The following is a 22,329-nucleotide window of genomic DNA, read 5'->3' as shown; positions in this document are numbered from 1 at the left end:
TCTGGATTGCCTACTTCAGCGACCGGGGCAGCCAGAGCACGATGTCGGGAAAGAAGACAACCAGGACCAGGCAGATCACCTGGATGATCATGAAGTCGCCCATGCCGCGGTAAATCAGGCCGAGGCTCCATTGCGGGACGACGTTGCGCAGATAGTAAGCCGACATGGCGACGGGAGGCGACAGGAAGGCCGTCTGCAGGTTCACCGCCGTCAGCGCCCCGAACCAGAGCAGCATGTCGAGCTTGCTCATGCCGAGCTGCAGCGTCTCGACCACGGGCAGGACGATCGGCAGGAAAACCAGCACGATCGCCGGCCATTCGAACGGCCACCCGAGCAGGAAGATCGCGATCATGATGACGACCAGCTTCCAGATGTCGGGTAGCGGGATCGCCGCCAAAGCCTGGGTGATGACCTGCGCTGTGCCGAGCTTGGTGAAGACCGCGCCGAAAACGTTGGAGGCGACCGCCAGCAGGATGACCACGCCTGCGGTCATCAGGGTCATGACGGCGGCATTTCTCAGCACCTTGAACGACAGCTTGCCGTAGCACAGTGCCAGCAAGGTGGCGCCGCTGGCACCGCAGGCCGCCGCCTCGGTGGGCGTCGCCATGCCGGCCAGGATCGTGCCGAGGGTGAAGCCGATCAGGAGCGCCAAGGGCAGGACGCCGACGATGACCTCCTTGATGATCACGAGCGGATCGGTGATGCGGTCTTCCTTCGGCACCGGGGGCCCGAGGCTGGGATTGATGAAGCTCCGGACCAGCGTATAGACGATATACATGCTCGCCAGCAGGAAGCCGGGACCGAAGGCGGCGGAGTACAGCAGGTTCACAGGGACGCCCATCGTCGGTCCCATCACCACCAGCATGACCGACGGCGGGATGAGGATGCCCAGGGTCCCGCCGGCGGCGATCGCGCCCGAGGATAGCCGCGCGTCGTAGCCGGCCTTGATCATCATCGGCGCCGCCATGATGCCGAGCACTGTCACTGCCGCGCCGACGACGCCTGTCGCCATGGCGAAGATCGTGGCGGTCAGGATCACCGCCAGGTACAGCGAGCCACGCACCGGGGCGAGCAGGTTGCGCAGGGCGGCGAACAGCCGCTCCATCAATCCGGCCTGCTCGGTCATGAAGCCCATGAAGATGAACAGCGGGACCGCGGGAAACACCTCGTCCTTCATCGTCCCCCAGATCTGCAGGTAGGCGAGGTTGAAGGTGAGGTCGGCGCCCAGGCCGATGCAGCCGAACGCGAGGCCCAGAAAGAGCAGGGTGAAGGAGATGGGGAAGCCCACGAAGATGACCGTGATCATGCCGAACAGCATGACCAGGCCGAGGATCTGGTCGCCGGTCATAGTTCGAGCTTCTCCTGATGGACCAGAAACTGGCCGGTTCGCGCCGCCCACAGGCTCTTCATCAGCTCGGAGATGCCCTGGATGAACAGCAGCAGGCAGGCCAGCGGGACGACGCCGCGCAAAGGCCAGAGGATCGGTTGCCAGGAGGTGGTGTTGGAGCGTTCATTGATCGACATCGAGTAGAAGAAGTCGTCGATGCTGATCCAGAACAGCACGATCATGGTCGGCAGGAAGAACAGGATGTAGCCGCCGGCGTCGATCAGGCCCTTGGTGCGGTCGGAGAAGTTCTCCCACAGCATGTCGGTGCGCACATGCGCGCCCTTCGAGAGGGCATAGGCCGCGCCCAGCATGAACATCGCGCCGAACGACTGGGTGGTGGTGTCGAGCGCCCATTCGGTCGGCTCGCCGAAGCCATAGCGGGAGATCACCTCCCAGGTATTGGCGCCGATCAGAGGCAGGTTGAGCAGGCAGAAGACGTACGCGGTGTACTCGGTGAACTTGTCTATCCCCCGTATTGTCGCGAGATAGGCCGGTGTCGGCGTTGTCGCCATGGGCTCCCCCCCTTATTCAGGCAAGTTTACGCGCAGCAAAGCAAAGCCCGCTTCGCGCGTGCGAAGCGGGCTTTGGCCTTGGTTCTTATTTCTTGTCGGGCCAGTAGTGGTCGGCCGCGATCGCGTAGGGCGGGAAGTAGACCTTCTTCATCGGCACGGTGACCGACGCCCACTTCTTCTGCGATTCGTAGATCTCCTTGAATACTGGGTTCTTCTCGGATTCGCGTGCCGCGACACGATCCCAGGCCGCGAGGAATTCCTTCAGGATGTCGGGCGGCGTGTGCATGACGTTGACGCCATGCTTGGTCTTGAACTCTTCGACTGCCTCGGCATTCTGGCGCTGCCACTTGGCCCAGTGCCAGAACAGGGTTTCCCAGGCGACGCTCTTGATCAGTTCCTGATCGGCCTGGTTGAATCCGTTCCAGACGTCGAGGTTGATCATCAGCTCGCCGATCGACACGGGTTCGTGCAGCGACGGCGCGTAATGCCACTTCCAGATCGTGTGGAAGCCGAACTTCAGGTCGTCGACGCCGCCGACCCACTCGGCGCAGTCGATCACGCCTCGTTCCGCCGCCGGCATGATCTCGCCGCCCGGCATGTTCACGGTACGCATGCCCATCTCGTTGAAGACTTCCTGGGCGATACCGGTCTCGCGGCAGCGCATGCCCTTGAAGTCAGCCACGTTGTCGATCTTCTTCTTGAACCAGCCGAGCGCCTGCGGGCTCTGCGTGTGCATCGGGATCGAGATGACGTTCATCTTCAGGGTTTCGCGGTAGAACTTCTGCATCATCTCGAAGCCGCCGCCGTGCCACATCCAGCTCATGAAATCGATGTGGTCCATGCCCCACGGGCCGGCCGGTCCGCCGGTGAACAGGATCGCCGCCTTGTTGCGGCCGACCCAGTAGCCCGGCCAGGTGTGGGCGCCGTCGATCACCTTCTTGTGGGTGGCGTCCAGCACCTCGAACGGCGGCACGATCTGGCCGCCCGGCAGGGCTTCCATCTTGATGCGGCCGCCGGTGACGACTTCCAGTCGCTTGCCGAAGGTTTGCATCTGGTCGAAGGCCGCACCGGAAGCCGGCCAACTGGTCTGGATTTTCAGCGTCTTCTGCGCCTGCGGCTGGGCCGACGCTGGTTGTGCCTGGGCGTGTACGGTCGAGGCTATCGTCGCCGACACGGCCAGTGCTGCAAGTCCCAACAGGAACCCGTGCATCGTTCTTCCTCCCTATTCGAGTGCGTTTGTCCATTTTTTTACGCAAGCCCCGAGTTCGGTGTTCGGGGGGGACCACGCTTATGCTGGACGCCACAAGGCCAGCCGACGAACCGCGTCGCTGACCGGGACTCAAACCAACCTGCTGCGGCCTTCTACCCCGGATTTCACGCCACGGAAAGTCACACCAGCTTTGGCGCGCACTTCCGCCTCGGGTAAGACTTCGGCTGGTCCGAATTCCTGAAGGAGCGAGCTTGATGGACATCGTCATCGTCGGCGGCGGCGTCATGGGCTCGTCCATCGCCTGGCATCTTTCGGGTGATCCCAACTTCGACGGGACCGTCACCGTGATCGAACGGGATCCGGCTTATACGCGGGCGTCGTCGGCTCTGTCCGCGTCGTCGATCCGGCAGCAGTTCTCGACGCCGCTCAACATTCACCTGTCGCGCCATGGGATCGGCTTCCTGCGGCAGGCGAAGAAGCTGCTCGATGTCGACCTGGGCCTGCGCGAGCCGGGGTATCTGTTCCTGGCGAGCCCGGCGGGCGAGGCGGTGCTGCGCGCCAACAACGTCATCCAGAGGGGTGAGGGCTGCTTGGTCGAGCTGCTCGATCCGGCCGCGCTGATCGGCCGGTTTCCGGCGATCTCAGGCGAAGGCGTGGCGCTCGCGTCGCACGGCACGGCGAACGAAGGCTGGTTCGACGGGCCGGCGTTGATGCAGGGCTTCCGGCGCAAGGCGCGGGAGCGAGGCGTCCGGTATCTCGACGACGAGGTGGTCGGGCTTGAACCCCACAGGGCGACGCTGCGCTCCGGCCGCAGCGTCGAAGCGCGCACTATTGTCATCGCGGCGGGGCCATGGTCCGGCGAGGTCGCGGCGATGGCCGGCATCGCGCTGCCGGTCGAGCCCCGCCGCCGCTCGGTCTTCGTCTTCGACTGCCGCGAGACGCTGCCGCTGCTGCCGCTCACCATCGATCCGTCGGGCGTGTGGTTCCGGCCCGAGGGGCGCTTCTGGCTGGCCGGCACGACGCCTGCGCCGGGCAATGACCCGCCGGGCGCGCCGCTCGAGGTCCAGCATCAGGAATGGGACGACATGGTCTGGCCGGTGCTGGCTCATCGCGTGCCGGCCTTCGAGGCGGCCAAGGTGGTGAATTCATGGGCCGGCTACTACGAGTACAATACCTTCGACCAGAATGGCATCGTCGGCCGCCATCCGGAGATCGACAGCATCGTCTTTGCCACCGGTTTCTCCGGCCACGGCATCCAGCAGTCGCCGGCGGTCGGCCGTGCCGTCGCCGAGCTGATCGTGCACGGCAGCTATCGGACACTGGATTTGTCGCCGTTCGGCTATGAGAGGATATCCGCCGGCCGGCCTGTGCGGGAGCTCAACGTGGTGTGATAGGCTCGGTCGTCCCAAAGGAGTCAGCCGTGCCCGATCAGCCGCTCGTCAATTCGGATCTGCAATCCGCGCTCGCCGAAGTGCGGCAGGCCTATATCGACCGCAATCCCAGGAGCTTCGCTCGCCAGCAGGAAGCCATTGAGGCGATGCCCGGCGGCAATACCCGCACAACATTGCACAATGCGCCGTTCCCGCTGACCGTCGTCAAGGGCGAGGGTTGCCGGCTGTGGGATGCCGACGGACACGAATACATCGACGTGCTGGGCGAGTATACCGCCGGCATCTACGGCCACTCCCATCCGGTGATCCGTGCCGCCATCGACAAGGCGCTCGACCACGGCTGGAACTATGCCGGCCGCAACGAGAACGAGGGCAAGCTCGCCAGGCTGATCGTCGACCGCATGCCGTCGATCGACCTGGTGCGCTTCACCAACTCGGGCACCGAGGGCAATGTCATGGCGCTGGCCGGCGCCCGCGTCTTTGCCCAGCGCAAGGGTCGCAAGGCTGCGACCAAGGTCATGGTGTTCCACGGCGGCTACCACGGCGGCGTGCTGTATTTCGTCTCGGGCGGCTCGCCGGTGAACATGCCGTACGAATACATCGTCGCGCCGTACAACGACGTCGACGGCACCCGCGAACTGTTGCGCAAGCATGCGCAGGAGATCTTTGCAGTGCTGGTCGAGCCGATGCAGGGCAGCCACGGCTGCCTGCCGGGCGATGCCGAGTTTCTCCACATGCTGCGCAAGGAGACCTGGAGCCACGACATCACCCTGATCTTCGACGAGGTGATGACCTCGCGCCTGTCGCCCGGCGGGCTGCAGGCCAAGCTCGGCGTCATTCCCGACATGACGACGCTTGGAAAGTACATCGGTGGCGGCATGTCGTTCGGCGCCTTTGGCGGCAAGCGCGAGATCATGGAGCTGTTCGACCCGACCAAACCCGACCATCTGCCCCACGCCGGCACCTTCAACAACAACGTGCTGACCATGGCGGCGGGCGTCGCGGGCTACGGCGAGGTCTACACGCCCGAGGCGGCGGTTGCGCTGAACGCCCGCGGCGAGAAAATCCGCGAGCGGCTCAATGCGATCTGCCAGAAGGCCGGCGTCGCCTTCCAGTTCTCCGGAATCGGCTCGATGATGACGGCGCATGCCACGACCCGGCCGATCCGGACGGCGGCGGACATCGCTACCTCGAACCAGGACGCCAAGGAGCTATTCTACTTCGACATGGTGGCAGCCGGCATCTGGATCGCCCGGCGCGGCTTCGTGGCGCTCAACATCATGATCGGCGACGCCGAGGCCGACCGGTTCGTCGCCTCGGTCGACGAGTTCGTGGCGGCGCGCAAGGCGTTGCTGGTGGCGTAATGACATTGTTGCCGGGAGCGCGGCTCTCCAGAGCCGCTCATGGGGTTGGGATAACCCGAGGAAAAGCGGCTCTGGAGAGCCGCACTCCCAGCGATGAGCATGAACGATGACTGACTTCCCCCAGCCCGTCGCCGGTACCGTCGTGCCGCGGTTCGGCGATATCGCGACTTTCATGCGCCTGCCGTTGCAGCGCAATCCGGCCGACGTGGAGATCGGCATGATCGGCGTGCCGTGGGACGGCGGCACCACCAACCGGCCGGGCGCCCGTCACGGGCCACGCCAGATGCGAGATCTCTCGACCATGATGCGACGCATCCATCACGTGACGCGCGTCGCACCCTACGAGCTGGCCAAATGTGGCGACCTCGGCGACGCGCCGGTCAACCCTGCCAGCCTCGACGACTCGCTGACGCGCATCGAGCACTTCTACGCCAAGATCCATGCGGCCGGAGCCATCCCCCTGTCGGCCGGCGGCGACCACCTGATCACGCTGCCCATCATGCGCGGCATCGCGAAAGGCCAAGCGCCGCTCGGCATGGTCCATTTCGACGCTCACAGCGATACCTGGGATACCTATTTCGGCGGCTACAAATACACCCACGGCACGCCCTTCCGCCGCGCGGTGGAGGAGGGGCTGCTCGATCCCAAGCGGGTGGTGCAGATCGGCATCCGCGGCTCGCTCTACAAGCGCGACGACAACGACTGGGCGGTCGAGCAGGGCATGCGGGTGATCTACATCGAGGAGTATTTCGACCTCGGCGTCGACAAGGTGATCGCCGAGGCGCGCCGCGTCGTAGGCGACGGCCCGACCTATGTCAGCTTCGACGTCGACGGCCTCGACCCCGCCTATGCGCCCGGCACCGGCACGCCCGAGATCGGCGGCTACACCCCGCACGAGGCGCAGCGCATGCTCCGCGGCCTTCGCGGGCTCGACCTGGTCGGCGGCGACGTGGTCGAGGTCTCGCCGCCGTTCGACATGAGCGGGAACACCGCGCTCGTGGGCGTCACCATGATGTGGGAGATCCTCTGCCTGCTCGCCGAGTCGGTGGCAAAGCGCAAGGGCAGGATCTGAGCGATCAACGGTAGCTCACGACTTCGTACTCGATGCCGTCCGGATCGAGGAAATAGAACCGACGGCCCGGGTCGTAGGTGTCGTGGCCGAACGGGCGCAGGCCTGCGGCGACCACCTTGGCCTCGATCGCGGCGAGATCGTCGACCTCGACGCCGATGTGGTTGAGAGGGCGACCCTTGACGAAATCGTCGGCGCCGTAGGCTACCCCGTGTCCGGTGTAGAGCGCGATGTAGTGATCGTCTGACCCAACATGGATGGTGCGGCCGCCGTTGCGCGCCGGACCTTGCCAGCGCACGTGCCAGCCGAACAGCGACTCCATGAGGCGGGCAGCGCGATCGGGGTCGCTGACGGTGACGTTGACATGTTCGATACGGGGTCCAGCCATCGGAAAGCTCCTCTGCAACGGGAACGATTGCCCTTGCGCATCGCAGGCTAGGACCTCAACCTAACTTGAGGTCAAGCCATTCAGGGAGATCGTCACGTGCCAGTCCAGCCCCTGCTGTCGATCGGCGAGCTGTCCCGGCGTACGGGAATGTCGGTTTCCGCGATCCGCTTCTACGAAGCGCAGGGCTTGGTGAAGGCGATCCGCACCGGAGGCAACCAGCGTCGCTTCGCGCGCGCCGACATGCGGCGGCTGTCCTTCGCGCTGATCGCCCAGCAACTCGGCTTGTCGCTTGCCGAGATCGCCGCCGAGCTCGCGACCCTGCCGATGAAGCGCGCGCCGACGCGGGCGGACTGGCAGGCGATCAGCCGTCGTATCCGCGGCGCGCTGCAGCAGCGGATCGACCTGCTCGAGCGCACGCGCGACCTGCTCGACGGCTGCATCGGCTGCGGCTGCCTTTCGCTCGACCGATGCCGGCTCTACAATCCGGGCGACGAGGCTGGCCGCGCCGGCGCCGGCCCGCGTTTTCTACTCGGCGACCGGCCGCGGCAAAAATAGATTCCCCGAGTTCGGGGAGGGAAAGCTCGAGGGCGAATGCCCCACAGATGCGGCAGGCTCGGCCCTCACAGACGGCATTCCCTTTGCGCGGACACCGCGCTACAAGCACGTGCTCTACCAAACGGGGGAATGATAAAATGTTGTCGAGAATCATGTTGGCGTCGGCGGCCGTGCTTCTGCTGACCGCTTGCCAGCAGAAGCCTGTGCCGGTGGCTACTCCGCCGGCGCCGCCGCCAGTGCAAAAGAACTACACGGTTCTTTTCGACACGGGCAAGGCGGCCCTGTCGCCTGAGTCCGTGGCGACGATCGCGACGGCGGCCAATGTCTTCAAGTCGAGCGGCGGTCGTTCTGTGGCCGTGACCGGCCACACCGATACGACCGGCACACCGCAGTTCAACCTGCAGCTCTCTAAGCAGCGTGCAGCGGCGGTCCAGGCCGAGCTCCAGAAGAACGGCGTTCCGGCCCCGGCGATCGCCGCGCTCGGTGTCGGCGAGCAGAACCTGCCGGTCAAGACTGCCCAGAATGTCCCCGACCAGCGCAACCGCAGCGTCGACATCGTCGTCACCGAGCGCCCGGCCGAGGTGCTCCTGAGCGATACCGACTATTGCAGGAAGCTGAGCGTCCTTTACCGCCGCTACCGGACCAACCAGATCGACCAGGATGCGGCCGAGGCGATGAGCAAGTGCGAGACCCCGGATGCGGGCTCGGCCATTCCGGTGCTCGAGCGCGCCGTGACCGACATGAAGATCGCCCTGCCGGCGCGCATGGTCCCGCGTACCTGACAGGCGTCACGACGCAGCACGGGGCGGGCCGAAAGCCCGCCCCGTTTCTTTTGGGTGCGCCGATCCCCGGATGGCGCCGTCTGCAGGGCGAATGGACACATCCACCGCGTCGACCTCACCCTGCGCGCAGCTGCTTGAGCCGGGGACGTGGTGAACGGGATGGTTCCGATGCCGGAAACCTGGCCGGCTCGAGGGCATCGACTTGCCGTCGGCGCGCACGCACTCCACCATGACGGCGAACGAATGCATCGGGAGGTCAGACATGTCGGACGGGTTGGCGAAGGTGCTGCGGCGCTTCGAGGAGCGGTTGGTGAGTCTTGAATCCGAAGTCGCGGCAGGCGCGAGGCACTGGAAGGCGGTTCACCTGGACAAGGCGCTGGCGGCATTGCCGGGCGATCACGTCGCGGCCCACGGCCATCTCGACGAGATGGATCGCGCCGAACTCGCCCGGGAGTATCCCTCATTGGTCGAGGACCATGTGCCGACGGTCGAGGAGATCAGGACGCGCTTCGGCATGATCGCCGGCGGAAACCTTTAGGAGGCGTCGTTCGAGACCGCCGGTGCGGAAGGAATCCGAACAGCCCTGGCTCACGCCGTGGGCACGGTCCCGCCGTCGATCACATGTTCGCTGCCGGTGATCGCACCGGCTCGCGGTGAGACGAGGAAGGCGATGAGGTCCGCGACCTCCCGGGGCTTCGCCGGCCGACCGAGCGGGATGCCGCCGAGCGACTTCATGATGATCTGCTTGCCGCCCTCGTAGTCGGTGCCGGCCTGCACGGCGAGCCGCTCGGCCAGGGCGATGGCGGCTTCGGTCTCCACCCACCCGGGCGACACGCGCACGACACGGATGCCCTTGGGCGCCACCTCCTTCGACAGGCTCTTGCTATAAGTCGACAGCGCCGCCTTGGCCGCGGCATAAGCCGTCGTCGATTCCGGCAGGGGCAGCTCGTGCTGAATCGAGGTGACATGGACGATCACGCCACTGCCCCGTTCGATCATCGCTGGCAGCAGGGCACGGTCGAGGCGCACGGCCGGCATCAGGTTCTGGTCGAGCTCGCGCCGCCACGTATCGTCGTCGAGGACGCCAAAACCGCCGCCCGGCGCGCCCGAGCCGCCGAGCACATTGACGAGGATGTCGACGCCGCCCAGCCGATCGCGCGCCTCCCGCGCGACCGACGTACAGCCGTCCGCGGTGGTGAGGTCGGCAGCGACGTAATGCGCGTCGTTCGGCGCAGGATTGGGGATCGAACGGGCCGTCGCCAGCACCGTCGCGCGAGCATCGAGCAGGGCGCGGACGACGGCGGCACCGACGCCCTTGGTGCCGCCGGTGACGAGCGCGCGGCGGCCGGAGAGTTCGAGGTCGAAAGTCATGGTCTGATCTCCAATCGCCATGGTTGAACAAACGGCTACATGGCGCCATGCTGTCCACACGACAAGAACGCACGAAAAAGTAGGGTACTTACCTCAAGGTAAGGTTCATCTCATGGTCGACGCCGACCCGAAAAAGCGCGCGCAGAAAAGCGTCTATCCCGGCATCACGCCCGGGATTGCATCGGCCGGCGTGCAGGCGGCGCTCAAGGTGCTCGAAGGGCGCTGGAAGCTCACCATCCTGTTCGAGCTGTTCGGCGGAAGAACACTGCGCTTCAGCGAGCTGGAACGGGCGATCCCCGGCATCACGCAGAAGATGCTGATCCAGCAGCTCCGCGACCTCGAGCGCGACGGCATCGTGGCCCGCACCGTCTATCCGGTCGTGCCGCCCAAGGTCGAATACCGCCTCACGCCAGGCGGTGAGGAACTCTGCCCGGCGCTCGACGAGCTGCTGTTCTGGGCGCAGCGATGGCAGGGGCAACCGACGGCGGCGAACCTTTCCTCCGGACGCTGAGGCGGCCGGCGCCGGAATTTCCTTCACCTGCTCCGGTTATGAGCGTCGACTTGCCAGCCCGGCGCCAGGAGCTGCACCGATGCCAGGGCGGGTCCGCCCTTTGGCGACCGGCCCGGAATTAGCGTGACGAGCCGTTGGCCGGGCGCCAGCGCGTCCATCTGCTCCGAGGACAGGCCGCCCAGCGGGACCTTGACCCGACCACCCCAGGGAGACGCCGTTTGGCCCGCGTACGTGCCAACCGCCAGATAGACGAAGCGCGCCTGGGGCGGGCCCTGCACAACAGGGCCGAGCAGCCGTGGCCGCCCATCTGGCAGGCAGCCGTCGACCGTCACCTCGATGTCGAATGTCACGGCTTCCCGGGAGCGGCTCGCGGGCGGGATGAGCTCGGACTTGGCGGCCTGTCCCCGTTGGAGCGCGATCGAGAGTCCGGGAACCGGGTCCACGACGACGATTCGGATCGGTAGCTCGTAACGCTCAGGTCGCACGGTCGCCTCCATCAACAGCTCGGCGGTATTTCTATACGCGTCCGGGCAGGGCCGCGGAGATCATATTGATTGCCTGGGCGAGATCGGGGCATCGCTCGTCGCCATGGCGCACGCCTCGCTCCTCCTCGTCATGAGCTGCGGATACTTGGCCATCGCCGCGGCCTCGATCTCCGGCAGCGACTCGACCGCTTCGAGCAGCGAGATGAGCGGGCGGCTCAGCTCGTTGTCCGGATGGTGCGCCCATCGGGCGATGCCAGGTCTCGTCGCCTCGGGAACCCAGACCGTGACCGCCCAGGCCGGCAGCCAGTACTCACCGACGAAATCGTCATCCATGATCTCGCGTTCCAGCGAGACACGAAGGCCGTCCTCGTCTTCCCGTCCGCCACCCAGGCTCTTGGTCCAGCGGAGAAGTACGTCATCCTTCGTAGGGCCCGTGGTGCCGAGCCCGGCGCAATAGCCCATGGCGTGGACGATTTTGTCGACTGCCTCGATGATCGCGCGTTCATTGGCATTCTTGGTCTTGATCCGCTGCAGGGCTGCCGCTCTGTCGTGTGCCATGATGGTCCTCTTCTGCCGATCATCTTCAGTGCAAGGCTGGGGCTCTGCTGCCCGTCCTCGCCGGCGGGCTGCGGCCCGTCGAGACCCTTTGCTTCGGCTGACACCGGCCATGTGCGCATCTCGTGCATCAAATGCATTGATCCCGGCCGCCAAACTGTTGACCGGTTGCGACACGCCGACAGCGGATGAACGTGATTTCGTTGCGCGGGTCTGTTCGAGCGCGAAGTTCTCGCCGGCAATGACGCGTCGCCGCCTCAGTGACAACCCTGCGATGCTCTGAGTTGCCGTTCCCGACTGCAACGCAACAGCCTACCGAAGAACTTCCAGAGGCGCGTCGATGCCTGCGAGCTGTCGAATACTGCGAGATCGTGGGCCAGCTCGCGGGCGGCCCCCTCCGCCTCGCGCATATCGTAGACTGGCAATCTGGCGACAACTCGGGCGAAGAATTCTTGCCGCGCCGTCATCTCGTAACGACACCGCTCGGCCGCCCAGGACACGCCGTGCAACTCCAACCCCCTCAGGACGGAGTCGAGGCCCGCCCGCCTGGCCATCAGCCTGACAGCCATCATCGGTACGCCCCAATCGGGTGACACCCGCTCGTGACGCTCGATCAGCGTCTCATAAAGTGTGGCGAGATCGTAGTCGTCCGCGCTGATCCAGGGAATATTCTCGACCACTATGAGCGCTCCTTGCTCGTCCCTGCCGGTCACCGCCGCGCCGACCGGAGCCTGGTGGAGACGTGGCATTGCCGCACAGCCCCGCCCCAATGCTTGAGCGGGCGAATGTCGGGCGATATGCGCGTCACAAGCCTCCACCGCATTGATCTCGCACGCCAGAATGTTGACCCTTGACGACAATCTGGATGACCGGTGACCACTATCGCCCGACTTGAAGGAGAAATGCCGGGGGGCTGAAGATTGGGAAAGCCATCGGAGCGCCGATACCTTCCCGCCCGGCGCTGGTAGCCCCGACTCGCGGCTTGGCGGTGGACTGGCTCTGGATGGGACCAAGTGCTGGCCGGGGTCGACAGCGACCTGCCGCGTGCTTGGGCCACCGAAACTTCATTGACTGATATCGGCACATCATCGACCGTTACCGCCAAGTCCCCGGCGTCTGGCGGTCTACATGTCGCAAACTCACAAGATCGAAGCGCGCCTGGCGACCAGGGTAGTCGGCGACCTCCGGCGCCGCGGCATAAAGCCTGACGGTCTTCTGAAGGAAGCCGGCTTGAAGCGCGCGGACGTTCTGGACCCCGAGAACCGCATCCCCTACGCCTCAGTGCTTGCCTTGGTCGAACGCGCGGCAAATGTCCTCGGCGACGCCAGCTACGGGTTGCGCCTGGGTGCCGCTCAGGAAGCGAGAAGCAGCGGCATGCTTGGTTTCCTAATGCTCAACTCGCCCACACTGTTCGACGCTCTTGGCAATATCCAGCGCTACCACCGCGTTGTCGGCGACGGTGAGGATATCGAGATCGTGGGCACGGGATCGCATGTCATCTTGCGCTTCCGCGAAACCGACGAAGCGCTCCGGGGACTACGACACAATTCCGAGTACATTGCCGCGATAATCGTGCGGGCCTGCCGGGATATATCACGCAAGCGCGTTTCACCTTTGCGTGCAGAGTTCATGCACGGTCGACCCAATGGCAAGATCGCCTACGCCGACTATCTCGGCTGCTCCGTAAGATTTCGCGCCAGCTGGGACGCCCTGGTCTACGACAACGATGCGATGAACCTGCCGGTGATCGGCGCCGACAGCGCGCTCCTCAAAGTGCTCAAGCGAGCCTGCCATAAGATCCTGGGTCCGGCACCGAGGACTCGGGACGTCGCTCACGATGTGCGAGAGCTGGTCATCGACCGGCTTGCCAAGGGAACCGTCCACCTGGACGCGATTGCCGCCGAATTGAGCATGAGCCGCAAGACGCTCGAGCGACGCCTGGCGGCGCGCGGGGTCACATTCAGCACACTGCTTGATGAAGTTCGGAGCGGGCTTGCGAAACGCTATCTCGGCGATACCGACCTCAGGCTCGACCAGATCGCCTACCTGACCGGCTACTCGGAGGCGGCGGCTCTCGTGCGTGCTTTCAAGCGCTGGACCGGCGCGACACCGATGCAATTCCGGGCGAAGGAGCGTGATTGGCTCGAATCCTGACGCAAACAGCCAAAGTGCTCCCAAATCCGGCGCGTTGCCGGGAGGCAAACGATCGGTCATCGCCCAAGAATTCAATGCCGACCGAAATGAGGCGGTCTGGGAGCGTGCTGCCCTTTGGGGCGGCTATGGTCGCACAACCTTGATGTCGGCATTCGTCAGGGTCGGGCTACCCATGAGCCTCGCAAACTGGACAGCGCCGCCGGCGTCCGCTCCATTGCTGTCGTAGAGCAGCGCACCTGTGCCCTGGTGGCGCACGATCTGCGAACCTGTGTCGGTGGCGCTGCCGGTCGTGAATTGGGCAGCGGTCAATTGGTCCACGGCCAATCGTGGCGACCTCTTTCCTCGCGGCTGGCATAGTTCGCCCGCTGCAAGTCGCTGACATGTTGCGAGTTTTCTACCATCCTCATGAGCTGCTCGAGCGCGCTGCTGGCGGATCGCGCATATGTGCGAGCTGCTGACCGACTATAGGGAAGCCAAGCGCGCAATCGCCGTGACCAAGGCCGCCAGATCGTTCTGACTGCAGGTGCCGGGATCGAACTGTAGGGCGAGGGTCCCAAGCACTTGGGCGTAAGGCTCACGCTGCCAGCTCCAGTATCTCCCTCACCTGCTCCGGCCCCGGGATCGGCCGCGGGTTGCGCGGCACCCAAGGCGTGCCCATCGCCTGCTTGGCGATGCGGTCGAAGTTCTCTGGGCCGACCTTCGCTTCGGTGAGGCTGCGGGGCATGCCGAGGCCGCGGATGAAGGCGTCGAGCACGTCGCCGGCATCCTCGCCGGGATGCCCCATTGCGGCGGCGACCAGAGCCTGGCGCGCGGCGTTGGCCGGCTTGTTCCAGCGCATCACCGACGGCAGCATGATGCACGAGGTGTGGCCGTGCGGGATGTCAAATACTGCTCCCAGCACGTAGCCGATGCCGTGGCTCGCGCCCATCGGCACGCCGGCGACCAGCGGCGCCATCGAGAGCCATGAGCCGAGCTGACAGTCGAGCCGCGCGGCCATGTCGTTAGGGTCGGCCATCACCTTCGGCAAGCCGCGCGCCAGCAGCGCGAGGCCGTGCAGCGCCTGGGCGTCGCCGTACGGGCTCGCCTCGTTGGAGCATACGCCCTCGACGCAATGGTCGAGCGCGCGGATGCCGGTCGAGAGCCACAGCCACATCGGCGTGTGGCGCGTCACTTCGGGATCGAGCACGGCAGCGCGCGGCACTATGTCGGCGTGGCGGAACAACTCCTTCACCTTGGTGCGCTCGTCGGTCACGCCGGAGATGTAGGAGAACTCGCCCGCCGACAGCGTGGTGGGGATCGAGATCTGCGGCACGCTCGGCGGCTTGACGGGCGAGGGCGCGCGGATCGTGTCCATCGCCTCTGGCGTGCGGATGTCGTTGGCGAGGCAGAGCTGCACGGCCTTGGCGCCGTCGGTGATCGAGCCGCCGCCCAGGGTGACGATCAGGTCGGCCTTCGCCTCGCGCGCCTGCTCGGCGGCGGCGATCACCGCGGCGCGCGGGGTGTGCGCGGGCATGCTGTCGAAGGTGCCGACGCACTGGTTGCCGAGCGTGCGGCGCAGCTTCTCGATCTCGTCGGTGGTCCGGTTGAGCGTGCCGCTCACCATCAGGAAGACGCGCTCGGCGCCGCGGCGGCGGGCGAGGTCGGCCACGGTCTCGGCGGCCGGCTTGCCGTAGACCACTTCTTCCATCCTGCTGAAGACCACCTGACCCGGCTGCGTCATGTTCCCTCCGATTGGCTCTTTGGCCGCTGCCTTGGTAGCTTAGAGCCCATGAGCGGATCCAGAAACGGCGCCATTGCGCGCGCCGAGCAGTATTTTGACGACGGCGGCTTCCTGGCCGATCTCCAGCGCCGCGTCGCCATCCCCACCACCAGCCAGGAGCAGGGCTCGATGCCTGCGCTGCAGCAGTACGTCTCGGGCGAGATGACCGAGTCGCTGGAGAAGATGGGGTACGACTGCACGGTGTTGCCCAATCCGCGCGCCGAGTACGGGCCGTTCCTGATCGCGCGTCGGGTCGAGGACGCGGCCAAGCCGACAGTGCTGACCTACGGTCATGGCGACGTGATCCGCGGCCAGGAGGACCAGTGGCGGTCCGGGCTGTCGCCGTGGAAGATCGTGGTCGAAGGCGACAAGATGTATGGCCGCGGCACGGCCGACAACAAGGGCCAGCACACGATCAACATCGCAGCCCTTGCCTGCGTACTCGAAGAGCGCGGCTCGCTCGGCTTCAACTCCACCATCCTGATCGAGACTGGTGAGGAGACCGGCTCGCCGGGCCTCGCGGATTTCTGCAAGGCCAACAAGGCGGCGCTCAGGGCCGACGCGCTGATCGGCTCGGACGGGCCACGGCTCGACCATCGCCGGCCGTGCATCTTCGGCGGCACCCGCGGCACGCTGAACTTCAACCTGAAGCTCGCCTATCGCGAGGGCGGCCATCATTCGGGCAACTGGGGCGGGCTGCTGGCCAACCCCGGCATTGTCATGGCCCATGCGCTGGCCTCGATCACCGACGAGCGCGGCCAGATCAAAGTGCCGGAATGGCGGCCCAGGACACTAACCAATTCGGTGCGGGCGGCGCTGGCCGACGTGTCGATCGATGCCGGTGAGGGCGCCCCGAAGATCCACGAGGACTGGGGCGAGAAGGGGCTGACGCCGATCGAGCGAGTGTTCGGCTGGAACTCCTTCGAAGTGCTGGCCTTCAAGACCGGCAATCCCGACCGGCCGGTCAACGCCATTCCGCCGTCGGCCGTCGCCTATTGCCAGCTGCGTTTCGTGGTCGGCACGGACCCGCACGACATCATCCCGGCGCTACGCCGGCACCTCGAGAAGCACGGCTTCGGCGACATCGAGGTCGAGCAGGCGCGCGACGTGATCATGAATGCGACCCGGCTGGACCCGGACAACCCGTGGGCGAAATTTGCCGCTAAGTCGCTCGAGACGACCTTCGGGTCGAAGCCGCATATCCTGCCCAACCTCGGCGGTTCGCTGCCGAACGAAGTCTTTACCGACATCCTCGGCATGCCGACGGTCTGGGTGCCACATTCCTACGCCGCCTGCTCGCAGCATGCGCCGGACGAGCACCTGCTGGCACCGGTAGCGCGCGAGGGGCTGCGCCTGATGACTGGCGTCTTCTGGGATCTCGGGGCGCAAGGACGGCCCGTCTGACTGCCGACGAAGCCGCCGACCTGATCCTGGCCATCGCAGCCCGTCAGGACCGGACGGCCTTCGCGGCCCTGTTCCGGCACTACGCGCCCCGGGTGAAAGCCTTCATCATGAAGGGCGGCGCCGATGCAGAGTCCGCGCAGGAAGTAGCGCAGGAAGCGCTGATCATGGTGTGGCGCAAGGCCGCCAGCTTCGATCGCAACCGCGCTTCCGCCGCAACCTGGATCTACGCCATCGCGCGCAACAAGCGGATCGATCTATTGCGCCGGACCGGCCGGCCGCCAATCGAGGTCGAGGACTGGCTGGCGATCTTTTCGCCGGAGGAGGATAGCGCTGACAAATCCGTGTCGGCCGGACAAACGTACAACCGGATAAGGAAATTGATGGAAGGCCTTTCAGCTGACCAGTTGGTCGTCATCCGCAAGGCATTCTTCGAGGACAAGACCCATACGGCCATCGCCGAGGAATTGGCGCTGCCCCTGGGAACGGTGAAGTCACGCATTCGCCTCGCTCTGGGGAAGCTGCGCGAGGCATTGGAACGGGAAGAAGAGGATCGATGAGCCGCCATCCGGCGCCCGACGAGCTGTTGCTTGATTACGCGGCCGGCGTCCTGCCGGAGGGGCCGGCGCTGGCGGTGGCGCTGCACGTCGCGATCGATCCGGCGTCGCGGCGCGTGGTCGAGCGGCTGCGCGACGTCGGTGCGGCGCTGATCGAGGGCGAGGCGACAACAGGCGACCTGGGCGATGCTGCGTTGGAGCAGGCATTGGCGCGGCTCGACGGCGTGCCGGTCGAGGCGCCGCGCGTGCCGGCTGCCGCGTTGCGGCAGTCCGGCGTCGCTCGGCCCGGCTTCGATTGGGCGCCGGCGCCGCTGCGGCCCTACCTCGCCGGCAAGGCCTGGAAACGGATGTTCGGCGGATTCGACGAGATCAGGATCGGCCTCCGTGACGGAACGCATCGCGTTTCCCTGCTGCGGCTCGAGCCGGGCAAGGGGTTGCCGGTCCATCGTCACGTCGCCGCCGAATTCACCATCGTGTTGCAGGGCGGATACACCGACAACACCGGCAACTATGGGGTCGGAGATTTCGCGGTCGGGCCCGGCCCGCAGGAACACGAGCCGATCGCCGATCCGGGCGAGCCGTGCATTGCCTTGATCGTGGTCGAAAAACCCATCGTGTTGACAGGTGTGTGGGGGCGCCTCCTCAACCCTTTAGTGCGTTGGGGCTGGATGTGACCCACCTCGTGCGTCGCTGAGGCCAGTCCTTGCAATCGAGCGGTGCTCCCAGCAAACATTGACCCCACGACGGCTTGCCTTCAGGCTCGCGGGCCTGGAGGAAAATCATGTCGTCGCGCATTCCGTACTACGAAGTCGATCAGGCCACCGGCAAGCATGCCGAGTTCCTCGACAAGCTGAAGCCGCACCTCAACATCTACCGCATGCTGGCCAACTCGGAGGCCGGGCTGAAGGGCTTCGTGAGGATGGGCAATGCGCTGCTCTTCCGCTGCGAGCTCGATCCGGTGCTGCGCGAGCTCGCGATCATCCGCGTTGGACGGTTGAGCCGCGCCGCCTATGAGGTATTCCAGCACGAGCGGATCGGCCGCGAGGCCGGCATCTCGGACGACAAGATCGCCGCCCTGCGCGAGGCGACTGTCGACTCGCCGGTCTTCAGCGACAACGAGAAGGCGGTCCTGCGCTTCGCCGACGACGTGGTGCGCAACGTCAAGGCCTCGGACAGGAACCTCAAGGCTGTGCAGGCCTTCCTGACGCCCGGTGCGATCGTCGAGCTCACGCTGACCGTCGGCTACTACATGATGGTCTGCCGCTTCCTCGAGACCACCGGTGTCGAGGGCGAGGAGGGCCAGGCGGAGTGGCTCAAGACGGCGAAGATGTAGACCATGGCGTACCGCGTCCTGGTCGCGCAGTTCATGCATGAGACGAATACCTTCAGCAAGCTCGAAACCACGCTCGACGACTATCGCCGCCGATGGTTGATCGAAGGCGAGGAGATGGTGCCGCGCTTCAAGGGCACGCGGAACGAGGTCGGCGGCTATATAGACGCGGCGGCCATGTATGGCTGGGAGCCGGTCTATGCCGTGGCGGCCAATGCGACGCCGTCGGGTATGCTGACAAAGGAGACTTGGGAGGCGATCCGCGACAGGATCGTCGGCACCGCGAAGAGCGCGGGCAAGCTCGATGCCGTCTGCCTGTCGCTGCATGGCGCGATGGTGACCGAGACCGAGGACGACGCCGAGGGCGCGCTGCTCGAGGCGCTGCGCGGTGTGATCGGGCCCGACGTGCCGATGGTCGCCACGCTCGACCTGCATGCCAACGCCACGCTCCGGATGGCGAGGAACGCCAACGCGCTGGTGAGCTTCCGCACCTATCCGCATATCGACGGCTACGATCGCGCGGTCCAGGCCGCCGCTCTGGTGCACGAGGCGCTGGAAGGCCGAAAGACGCCGCGCTGCCTGCTCAGCCAGCCCGCCATGCTCGAAGGCGCCGATCATGGCCGCACCACCCAGCCCGGCGTAATGCGCGACCTGCTGGCGCGCGCCGACGCGTACGAGAAGGAGCCCGGCATCAACGTGGTCAGCATCCAGGTCGGTTTCACCTGGTCGGACATGCCCTACACCGGCCCCTCGATCGCCGTGAGCTACGAGCCGCCGGCCGAGGCGCGCGCCCGCGAGATCGCCCGGTCGATGATCGACGAGATCTGGCGGCGGCGGGACGAGATGTCGGCGGATTACCGCCCGGTCGCCGACGGCGTTTCCGCCGCGCGGGCCGTCAGCGGCAAGGCCGGTCCGCTGGTGATCGCCGACGGCACCGACAACCCGGGCGGTGGCGGCTACAACGACACGACGCCGGTCCTGCAGGCGCTGCTCGACGCCGGCATCCGCAACGCCGCGATCGGCACGATCTACGATCCGGGCACGGTGCAGCAGGCGATCGCGGCCGGCGTCGGCGCCACGATCGAGGTCGAGCTCGGCGGCCACACCGACGAATCGATGGGCAAGCCGATAAAGGCCACGGCACTCGTGAAGATGCTGTCGGACGGCGTGTTCACGAACGACGGGCCGATGAACGCCGGCGTCGAGAGCAACATGGGGCCGACCGCCGTGCTGCGGATCGATGGCATCGACGTCGTCACCATCTCCAGCCGCATCCAGACCACCGACCTGCAGGTCTTCCTCAGCCAGGGCATCGATCCGCGGGCCAAGGACGTGCTGGTGGTGAAGAGCGTGCAGCATTTCCGTGCCGCCTATGCGCCGATCGCGCGCGAGATCGTGCTGGTCGATTCAGGCGGCATCTGCTCGCCCGACATCACGCGGCTGAAATTCACCAAGCTGCGGCGGCCGATCTGGCCGCTCGACGGCGTGAACGATCCGTACGCCGGCACGCGGCCGGCATGATGGAGCGTTGACAGGGCCAATGGGCAGGCCATACACTTAACCAAATAGTTGAGTATGTGGGGCAATCATGAGCTGCAGCGTCGTCACGACCGAACGTCAGTTCACCGCCGTCATCAAGGCGAAGGTGCCGTTCGGCGGAATCCCCGACGCCCAGCGCTCGGCGCGGGCCACCCTTGCTGCGTCGCTGGCGTCGCTTGACGCCGGCGCCGTGGGCCGAGGCATCACGCGCTTTCGCACGCCGGCGGACGGCGCGCTCGACATGGAGATGGGCAGCATCGTGGCGCGCCGTTTCCAGGACCGGGGCGACGTGGTGCTGTCGGAGTTGCCCGCCGGCCGCGCCGCGCACTACGCGCTGAAGGGTCCTTTCGAGGGGCTGCCCGGCGCCTGGCAGACGCTGTTCGAATGGTGCAACCGCGAGGGCGTGACGCCGAGCGGCGTCAATTGGGAGATCTACGGCACCGCGCAGGACGCCGACCTCTACGCGCTGCTCGCGTAACCCCCGTCGTCCCGAGCGTAGCCGAGGGACCTGTTCATCCCGGCAGACGTTGCATGAACAGATCCCTCCACTCCGCTTCGCTCCGGTCGGGACGACGGGAGATCACGAATTCGGCCTGCCGCCGACGCAGTTGTAGAGGCTGAGGCCGATCGCTTCCTTGTTCTGGATCGAGAAGGCCACGTTCGGCTGATAGCCGGCCGGGCAGGCGGTGAACATGAAACCGCCGGACTGTCCCCATTCGGCTTCCGAAACGAAGCGGCCGCCGGGCGTCAGCTCGGCCGTGACGACCTGCTGGTCGTCGAAGGTCATGAATTTCAGCGCGATCGGCCGGCTGCATTCGTTGCGCACGCCGACCGCGCCTTTTCCGCTCCAGATCAGGCAGCCCTCCATATGGGCGCTCGCGCCCTCCTGCGCTGCTGCACCGGCCGCCGCGACGAGCAGCGCCAGTCCACAGGCGAGGGCGCGCATCACTTCTTCGTCCGGAAGAACGTCGTCAGCACGAAGCGCCGGCCGCGCGTCACCGGCAGCGCCTCGTGCAGCACCGAGCAGGAGAACACGGCGGCGGCGCCGGCAGGTGGGCATACCTTGATGCCGGAATATTCCGGGAAGACCAGCTCGCCGCCCTCGAAGTCGTCGTTGAGGTTGAGCGAGACGGCGAACGAGCGGTCGGCCGTGGTCGGCGCGCCGTTGTCGCGATGGGCGCCGAAGAAGTGGCGCCCATCGGCGCTGTAGGAGAGCACGACATGCGCGTCGAAGCCGAACTCGCGGTCGTAGGCGAAGACCTTCACCAGCTCGGGCCCGATGCGGTACGCGATGCGATCGGAGATCGCTTTCTGCATCATCGGCTCGACGACCATGTAGTCCTCGGTGCGCTTGAGGTCGAGCATGCCGACGGTGCCGTAGCGGCTCGAGACGCCGGAGTCCTTGTGATCGCCCTTTTCCCACAGGCGGATCACCTGGGCGCAGAACTCGCGCTCGAAGACGCGTGGCAGCACCAGGACGGGTGCCGTTGCGGTGCGGATCACCTGGTCGGCACTCTCGTCGCTGCGCACGGAGGGGGCGAGGGCGGCGATCTGCTCGGCGGCGGCGAGCAGCGGCCGGCTGTCGAACGAGGCGGCGACCCGCTGGTTGGCATCGAGCACGATCACGCGCAGGCGCAGGCCCATGCCCGCCTGGCCGAAGGCGACGCCGCCGCCCTGCATCAGCAGCAGCGGCACGAACTTGCGCTCGCCGTCGCATAGCAGCAGGCGGCCGTCGGCATCGCCGCCGAGCGCCGTCCAGGCCGCCGACGCAGCCGCCACGGGCATGCCGGCAGCAACGACGATGTCGACTCGCACGTCCTTGCAGCGCGCGGCAAAGGCGGCGAACTGCTCGATATCCACCGTCTTCAGGTCGTCGACCGCGACCAGCGCCACGGCGCGGCCGGTGAAGGACCAGATGAACTTGCGCAACTTGCCGTCGAGACCCGGCAGGATGAAGTCGGGAACGCGATCGCCGGGTCGAAGGGAGAGCGCGGTCATCGTCACCCACG

At 66.1% G+C, this 22,329-nt stretch carries 26 protein-coding genes; 14 read left to right on the top strand and 12 right to left on the bottom strand.

Translation table 11 applies throughout. From position 1 onward, the window contains the following. Positions 1-10: 10 nt before the first annotated feature. The 3 genes from ACQY8M_RS31150 to ACQY8M_RS31140 form a co-directional block, all read right to left on the bottom strand. Positions 11-1,348 (bottom strand): TRAP transporter large permease, encoded by a 1,338-nt coding sequence (locus ACQY8M_RS31150; RefSeq protein WP_428664359.1) that lies wholly within the window; start codon positions 1,346-1,348, stop codon positions 11-13. Next, positions 1,345-1,899, bottom strand: a complete 555-nt coding sequence (locus tag ACQY8M_RS31145) for a TRAP transporter small permease subunit (protein ID WP_428664356.1) — start codon at positions 1,897-1,899, stop codon at positions 1,345-1,347. The genes ACQY8M_RS31150 and ACQY8M_RS31145 overlap by 4 nt, the downstream gene beginning before the upstream one ends. Positions 1,900-1,984: 85 nt before the next feature. Then, positions 1,985-3,109: a TRAP transporter substrate-binding protein gene (locus ACQY8M_RS31140; RefSeq protein WP_428664353.1), complete on the bottom strand. Its 1,125-nt coding sequence runs from the start codon at positions 3,107-3,109 to the stop codon at positions 1,985-1,987. A 254-nt stretch (positions 3,110-3,363) separates the two neighbouring features. Here ACQY8M_RS31140 and ACQY8M_RS31135 point away from each other — a divergent pair, with 254 nt between their 5' ends. The 3 genes from ACQY8M_RS31135 (at position 3,364) to speB (ending at position 6,936) form a co-directional block, all read left to right on the top strand. Continuing rightward, a complete protein-coding gene (locus tag ACQY8M_RS31135; RefSeq protein ID WP_428664350.1) occupies positions 3,364-4,500 on the top strand; it encodes an NAD(P)/FAD-dependent oxidoreductase in 1,137 nt (378 codons plus the stop codon). A gap of 29 nt (positions 4,501-4,529) precedes the next feature. Then, positions 4,530-5,864 carry an aspartate aminotransferase family protein gene (locus ACQY8M_RS31130; protein ID WP_428664347.1) on the top strand — a complete coding sequence of 445 codons (1,335 nt, stop codon included), beginning with the start codon at positions 4,530-4,532 and terminating at the stop codon, positions 5,862-5,864. A 106-nt stretch (positions 5,865-5,970) separates the two neighbouring features. Then, the gene (gene speB / locus ACQY8M_RS31125; protein WP_428664344.1) at positions 5,971-6,936 is read left to right on the top strand and encodes an agmatinase; all 966 of its coding nucleotides are present in this window, start codon (positions 5,971-5,973) and stop codon (positions 6,934-6,936) included. Between the two features lie 4 nt (positions 6,937-6,940). Here the strand turns inward: speB and ACQY8M_RS31120 are convergent, their stop codons facing one another. Continuing rightward, positions 6,941-7,321: a VOC family protein gene (locus ACQY8M_RS31120; protein WP_428664341.1), complete on the bottom strand. Its 381-nt coding sequence runs from the start codon at positions 7,319-7,321 to the stop codon at positions 6,941-6,943. Between the two features lie 96 nt (positions 7,322-7,417). Here ACQY8M_RS31120 and soxR point away from each other — a divergent pair, with 96 nt between their 5' ends. The 3 genes from soxR to ACQY8M_RS31105 all read left to right on the top strand — a co-directional run bounded on the left by soxR (position 7,418) and on the right by ACQY8M_RS31105 (position 9,196). Further along, on the top strand, positions 7,418-7,876 hold the full coding sequence (soxR, locus tag ACQY8M_RS31115) for a redox-sensitive transcriptional activator SoxR (RefSeq protein WP_428664338.1): 459 nt from the start codon (positions 7,418-7,420) through the stop codon (positions 7,874-7,876). A gap of 137 nt (positions 7,877-8,013) precedes the next feature. Continuing rightward, on the top strand, positions 8,014-8,658 hold the full coding sequence (locus ACQY8M_RS31110; protein ID WP_428664336.1) for an OmpA family protein: 645 nt from the start codon (positions 8,014-8,016) through the stop codon (positions 8,656-8,658). A 262-nt stretch (positions 8,659-8,920) separates the two neighbouring features. Continuing rightward, entirely contained in the window at positions 8,921-9,196 is a 276-nt protein-coding gene (locus tag ACQY8M_RS31105) for a hypothetical protein (RefSeq protein WP_428664333.1), read from the top strand. A 50-nt stretch (positions 9,197-9,246) separates the two neighbouring features. Here ACQY8M_RS31105 and ACQY8M_RS31100 read toward each other — a convergent pair whose 3' ends face one another. Next, a complete protein-coding gene (locus tag ACQY8M_RS31100) occupies positions 9,247-10,029 on the bottom strand; it encodes an SDR family oxidoreductase (protein ID WP_428664330.1) in 783 nt (260 codons plus the stop codon). A gap of 112 nt (positions 10,030-10,141) precedes the next feature. On the opposite strand from ACQY8M_RS31100, the gene ACQY8M_RS31095 reads away from it, so the two are divergent. Then, positions 10,142-10,540 carry a winged helix-turn-helix transcriptional regulator gene (locus ACQY8M_RS31095; protein ID WP_428664327.1) on the top strand — a complete coding sequence of 133 codons (399 nt, stop codon included), beginning with the start codon at positions 10,142-10,144 and terminating at the stop codon, positions 10,538-10,540. 23 nt (positions 10,541-10,563) lie between these two features. Here ACQY8M_RS31095 and ACQY8M_RS31090 read toward each other — a convergent pair whose 3' ends face one another. The 3 genes from ACQY8M_RS31090 to ACQY8M_RS31080 all read right to left on the bottom strand — a co-directional run bounded on the left by ACQY8M_RS31090 (position 10,564) and on the right by ACQY8M_RS31080 (position 12,260). Continuing rightward, a complete protein-coding gene (locus ACQY8M_RS31090; RefSeq protein WP_428664324.1) occupies positions 10,564-11,025 on the bottom strand; it encodes a DUF5990 family protein in 462 nt (153 codons plus the stop codon). 60 nt (positions 11,026-11,085) lie between these two features. Further along, positions 11,086-11,583, bottom strand: a complete 498-nt coding sequence (locus tag ACQY8M_RS31085) for a hypothetical protein (RefSeq protein ID WP_428664322.1) — start codon at positions 11,581-11,583, stop codon at positions 11,086-11,088. Positions 11,584-11,837: 254 nt separating this feature from the next. Then, positions 11,838-12,260 carry a hypothetical protein gene (locus tag ACQY8M_RS31080; protein WP_428664319.1) on the bottom strand — a complete coding sequence of 141 codons (423 nt, stop codon included), beginning with the start codon at positions 12,258-12,260 and terminating at the stop codon, positions 11,838-11,840. A 448-nt stretch (positions 12,261-12,708) separates the two neighbouring features. On the opposite strand from ACQY8M_RS31080, the gene ACQY8M_RS31075 reads away from it, so the two are divergent. After that, on the top strand, positions 12,709-13,734 hold the full coding sequence (locus ACQY8M_RS31075; RefSeq protein ID WP_428664316.1) for an AraC family transcriptional regulator: 1,026 nt from the start codon (positions 12,709-12,711) through the stop codon (positions 13,732-13,734). Between the two features lie 123 nt (positions 13,735-13,857). Here the strand turns inward: ACQY8M_RS31075 and ACQY8M_RS31070 are convergent, their stop codons facing one another. Further along, positions 13,858-14,043, bottom strand: coding sequence for a hypothetical protein (locus ACQY8M_RS31070; protein ID WP_428664314.1), 186 nt, complete (start codon positions 14,041-14,043; stop codon positions 13,858-13,860). Positions 14,044-14,308: 265 nt separating this feature from the next. After that, positions 14,309-15,454, bottom strand: a complete 1,146-nt coding sequence (locus tag ACQY8M_RS31065) for an iron-containing alcohol dehydrogenase (RefSeq protein WP_428664311.1) — start codon at positions 15,452-15,454, stop codon at positions 14,309-14,311. A gap of 48 nt (positions 15,455-15,502) precedes the next feature. Between ACQY8M_RS31065 and ACQY8M_RS31060 the strand changes: the two genes are divergently transcribed. The 6 genes from ACQY8M_RS31060 (at position 15,503) to ACQY8M_RS31035 (ending at position 20,798) form a co-directional block, all read left to right on the top strand. Next, positions 15,503-16,897, top strand: a complete 1,395-nt coding sequence (locus tag ACQY8M_RS31060; RefSeq protein ID WP_428664308.1) for a M20 family metallopeptidase — start codon at positions 15,503-15,505, stop codon at positions 16,895-16,897. Between the two features lie 92 nt (positions 16,898-16,989). Then, positions 16,990-17,454 (top strand): sigma-70 family RNA polymerase sigma factor, encoded by a 465-nt coding sequence (locus tag ACQY8M_RS31055; RefSeq protein ID WP_428664305.1) that lies wholly within the window; start codon positions 16,990-16,992, stop codon positions 17,452-17,454. Continuing rightward, entirely contained in the window at positions 17,451-18,125 is a 675-nt protein-coding gene (locus tag ACQY8M_RS31050) for a ChrR family anti-sigma-E factor (RefSeq protein ID WP_428664302.1), read from the top strand. Before ACQY8M_RS31055 ends, ACQY8M_RS31050 begins: the two co-directional genes overlap by 4 nt. 107 nt (positions 18,126-18,232) lie before the next feature. Further along, on the top strand, positions 18,233-18,784 hold the full coding sequence (locus ACQY8M_RS31045) for a carboxymuconolactone decarboxylase family protein (RefSeq protein ID WP_428664299.1): 552 nt from the start codon (positions 18,233-18,235) through the stop codon (positions 18,782-18,784). A 3-nt stretch (positions 18,785-18,787) separates the two neighbouring features. After that, the gene (locus ACQY8M_RS31040; RefSeq protein ID WP_428664297.1) at positions 18,788-20,302 is read left to right on the top strand and encodes a M81 family metallopeptidase; all 1,515 of its coding nucleotides are present in this window, start codon (positions 18,788-18,790) and stop codon (positions 20,300-20,302) included. A gap of 67 nt (positions 20,303-20,369) precedes the next feature. Further along, positions 20,370-20,798: a GyrI-like domain-containing protein gene (locus ACQY8M_RS31035; RefSeq protein WP_428664294.1), complete on the top strand. Its 429-nt coding sequence runs from the start codon at positions 20,370-20,372 to the stop codon at positions 20,796-20,798. 102 nt (positions 20,799-20,900) lie between these two features. Here the strand turns inward: ACQY8M_RS31035 and ACQY8M_RS31030 are convergent, their stop codons facing one another. Both ACQY8M_RS31030 and ACQY8M_RS31025 read right to left on the bottom strand, forming a co-directional pair. Continuing rightward, positions 20,901-21,269, bottom strand: coding sequence for a hypothetical protein (locus tag ACQY8M_RS31030; protein ID WP_428664291.1), 369 nt, complete (start codon positions 21,267-21,269; stop codon positions 20,901-20,903). Then, positions 21,266-22,318, bottom strand: coding sequence for a prolyl hydroxylase family protein (locus tag ACQY8M_RS31025; protein WP_428664288.1), 1,053 nt, complete (start codon positions 22,316-22,318; stop codon positions 21,266-21,268). The genes ACQY8M_RS31030 and ACQY8M_RS31025 overlap by 4 nt, the downstream gene beginning before the upstream one ends. Between the last annotated feature and the right edge of the window lie 11 nt (positions 22,319-22,329).

The organism is Reyranella sp. (genome assembly GCF_965279465.1).
Classification (GTDB): Bacteria; Pseudomonadota; Alphaproteobacteria; order Reyranellales; family Reyranellaceae; genus Reyranella.
The sequence above is the reverse complement of the archived record's forward strand: the minus strand, read 5'-3'. Positions and strand labels throughout refer to the sequence as shown.

What these genes read in the sequence shown, in the direction of transcription:
- ACQY8M_RS31045 (WP_428664299.1), top strand. Translation starts at nt 18,233, where the DNA reads ATGTCGTCGCGCATTCCGTACTACGAAGTCGATCAGGCCACCGGCAAG.
- speB (WP_428664344.1), top strand. Translation starts at nt 5,971, where the DNA reads ATGACTGACTTCCCCCAGCCCGTCGCCGGTACCGTCGTGCCGCGGTTC.
- ACQY8M_RS31065 (WP_428664311.1), bottom strand. Translation starts at nt 15,454, where the DNA reads ATGACGCAGCCGGGTCAGGTGGTCTTCAGCAGGATGGAAGAAGTGGTC.
- ACQY8M_RS31095 (WP_428664327.1), top strand. Translation starts at nt 10,142, where the DNA reads ATGGTCGACGCCGACCCGAAAAAGCGCGCGCAGAAAAGCGTCTATCCC.
- ACQY8M_RS31085 (WP_428664322.1), bottom strand. Translation starts at nt 11,583, where the DNA reads ATGGCACACGACAGAGCGGCAGCCCTGCAGCGGATCAAGACCAAGAAT.
- ACQY8M_RS31025 (WP_428664288.1), bottom strand. Translation starts at nt 22,318, where the DNA reads ATGACCGCGCTCTCCCTTCGACCCGGCGATCGCGTTCCCGACTTCATC.
- ACQY8M_RS31050 (WP_428664302.1), top strand. Translation starts at nt 17,451, where the DNA reads ATGAGCCGCCATCCGGCGCCCGACGAGCTGTTGCTTGATTACGCGGCC.
- ACQY8M_RS31135 (WP_428664350.1), top strand. Translation starts at nt 3,364, where the DNA reads ATGGACATCGTCATCGTCGGCGGCGGCGTCATGGGCTCGTCCATCGCC.
- ACQY8M_RS31140 (WP_428664353.1), bottom strand. Translation starts at nt 3,109, where the DNA reads ATGCACGGGTTCCTGTTGGGACTTGCAGCACTGGCCGTGTCGGCGACG.
- ACQY8M_RS31035 (WP_428664294.1), top strand. Translation starts at nt 20,370, where the DNA reads ATGAGCTGCAGCGTCGTCACGACCGAACGTCAGTTCACCGCCGTCATC.
- ACQY8M_RS31060 (WP_428664308.1), top strand. Translation starts at nt 15,503, where the DNA reads ATGAGCGGATCCAGAAACGGCGCCATTGCGCGCGCCGAGCAGTATTTT.
- ACQY8M_RS31105 (WP_428664333.1), top strand. Translation starts at nt 8,921, where the DNA reads ATGTCGGACGGGTTGGCGAAGGTGCTGCGGCGCTTCGAGGAGCGGTTG.
- ACQY8M_RS31120 (WP_428664341.1), bottom strand. Translation starts at nt 7,321, where the DNA reads ATGGCTGGACCCCGTATCGAACATGTCAACGTCACCGTCAGCGACCCC.
- ACQY8M_RS31040 (WP_428664297.1), top strand. Translation starts at nt 18,788, where the DNA reads ATGGCGTACCGCGTCCTGGTCGCGCAGTTCATGCATGAGACGAATACC.
- ACQY8M_RS31110 (WP_428664336.1), top strand. Translation starts at nt 8,014, where the DNA reads ATGTTGTCGAGAATCATGTTGGCGTCGGCGGCCGTGCTTCTGCTGACC.
- ACQY8M_RS31075 (WP_428664316.1), top strand. Translation starts at nt 12,709, where the DNA reads ATGTCGCAAACTCACAAGATCGAAGCGCGCCTGGCGACCAGGGTAGTC.
- ACQY8M_RS31145 (WP_428664356.1), bottom strand. Translation starts at nt 1,899, where the DNA reads ATGGCGACAACGCCGACACCGGCCTATCTCGCGACAATACGGGGGATA.
- ACQY8M_RS31150 (WP_428664359.1), bottom strand. Translation starts at nt 1,348, where the DNA reads ATGACCGGCGACCAGATCCTCGGCCTGGTCATGCTGTTCGGCATGATC.
- ACQY8M_RS31100 (WP_428664330.1), bottom strand. Translation starts at nt 10,029, where the DNA reads ATGACTTTCGACCTCGAACTCTCCGGCCGCCGCGCGCTCGTCACCGGC.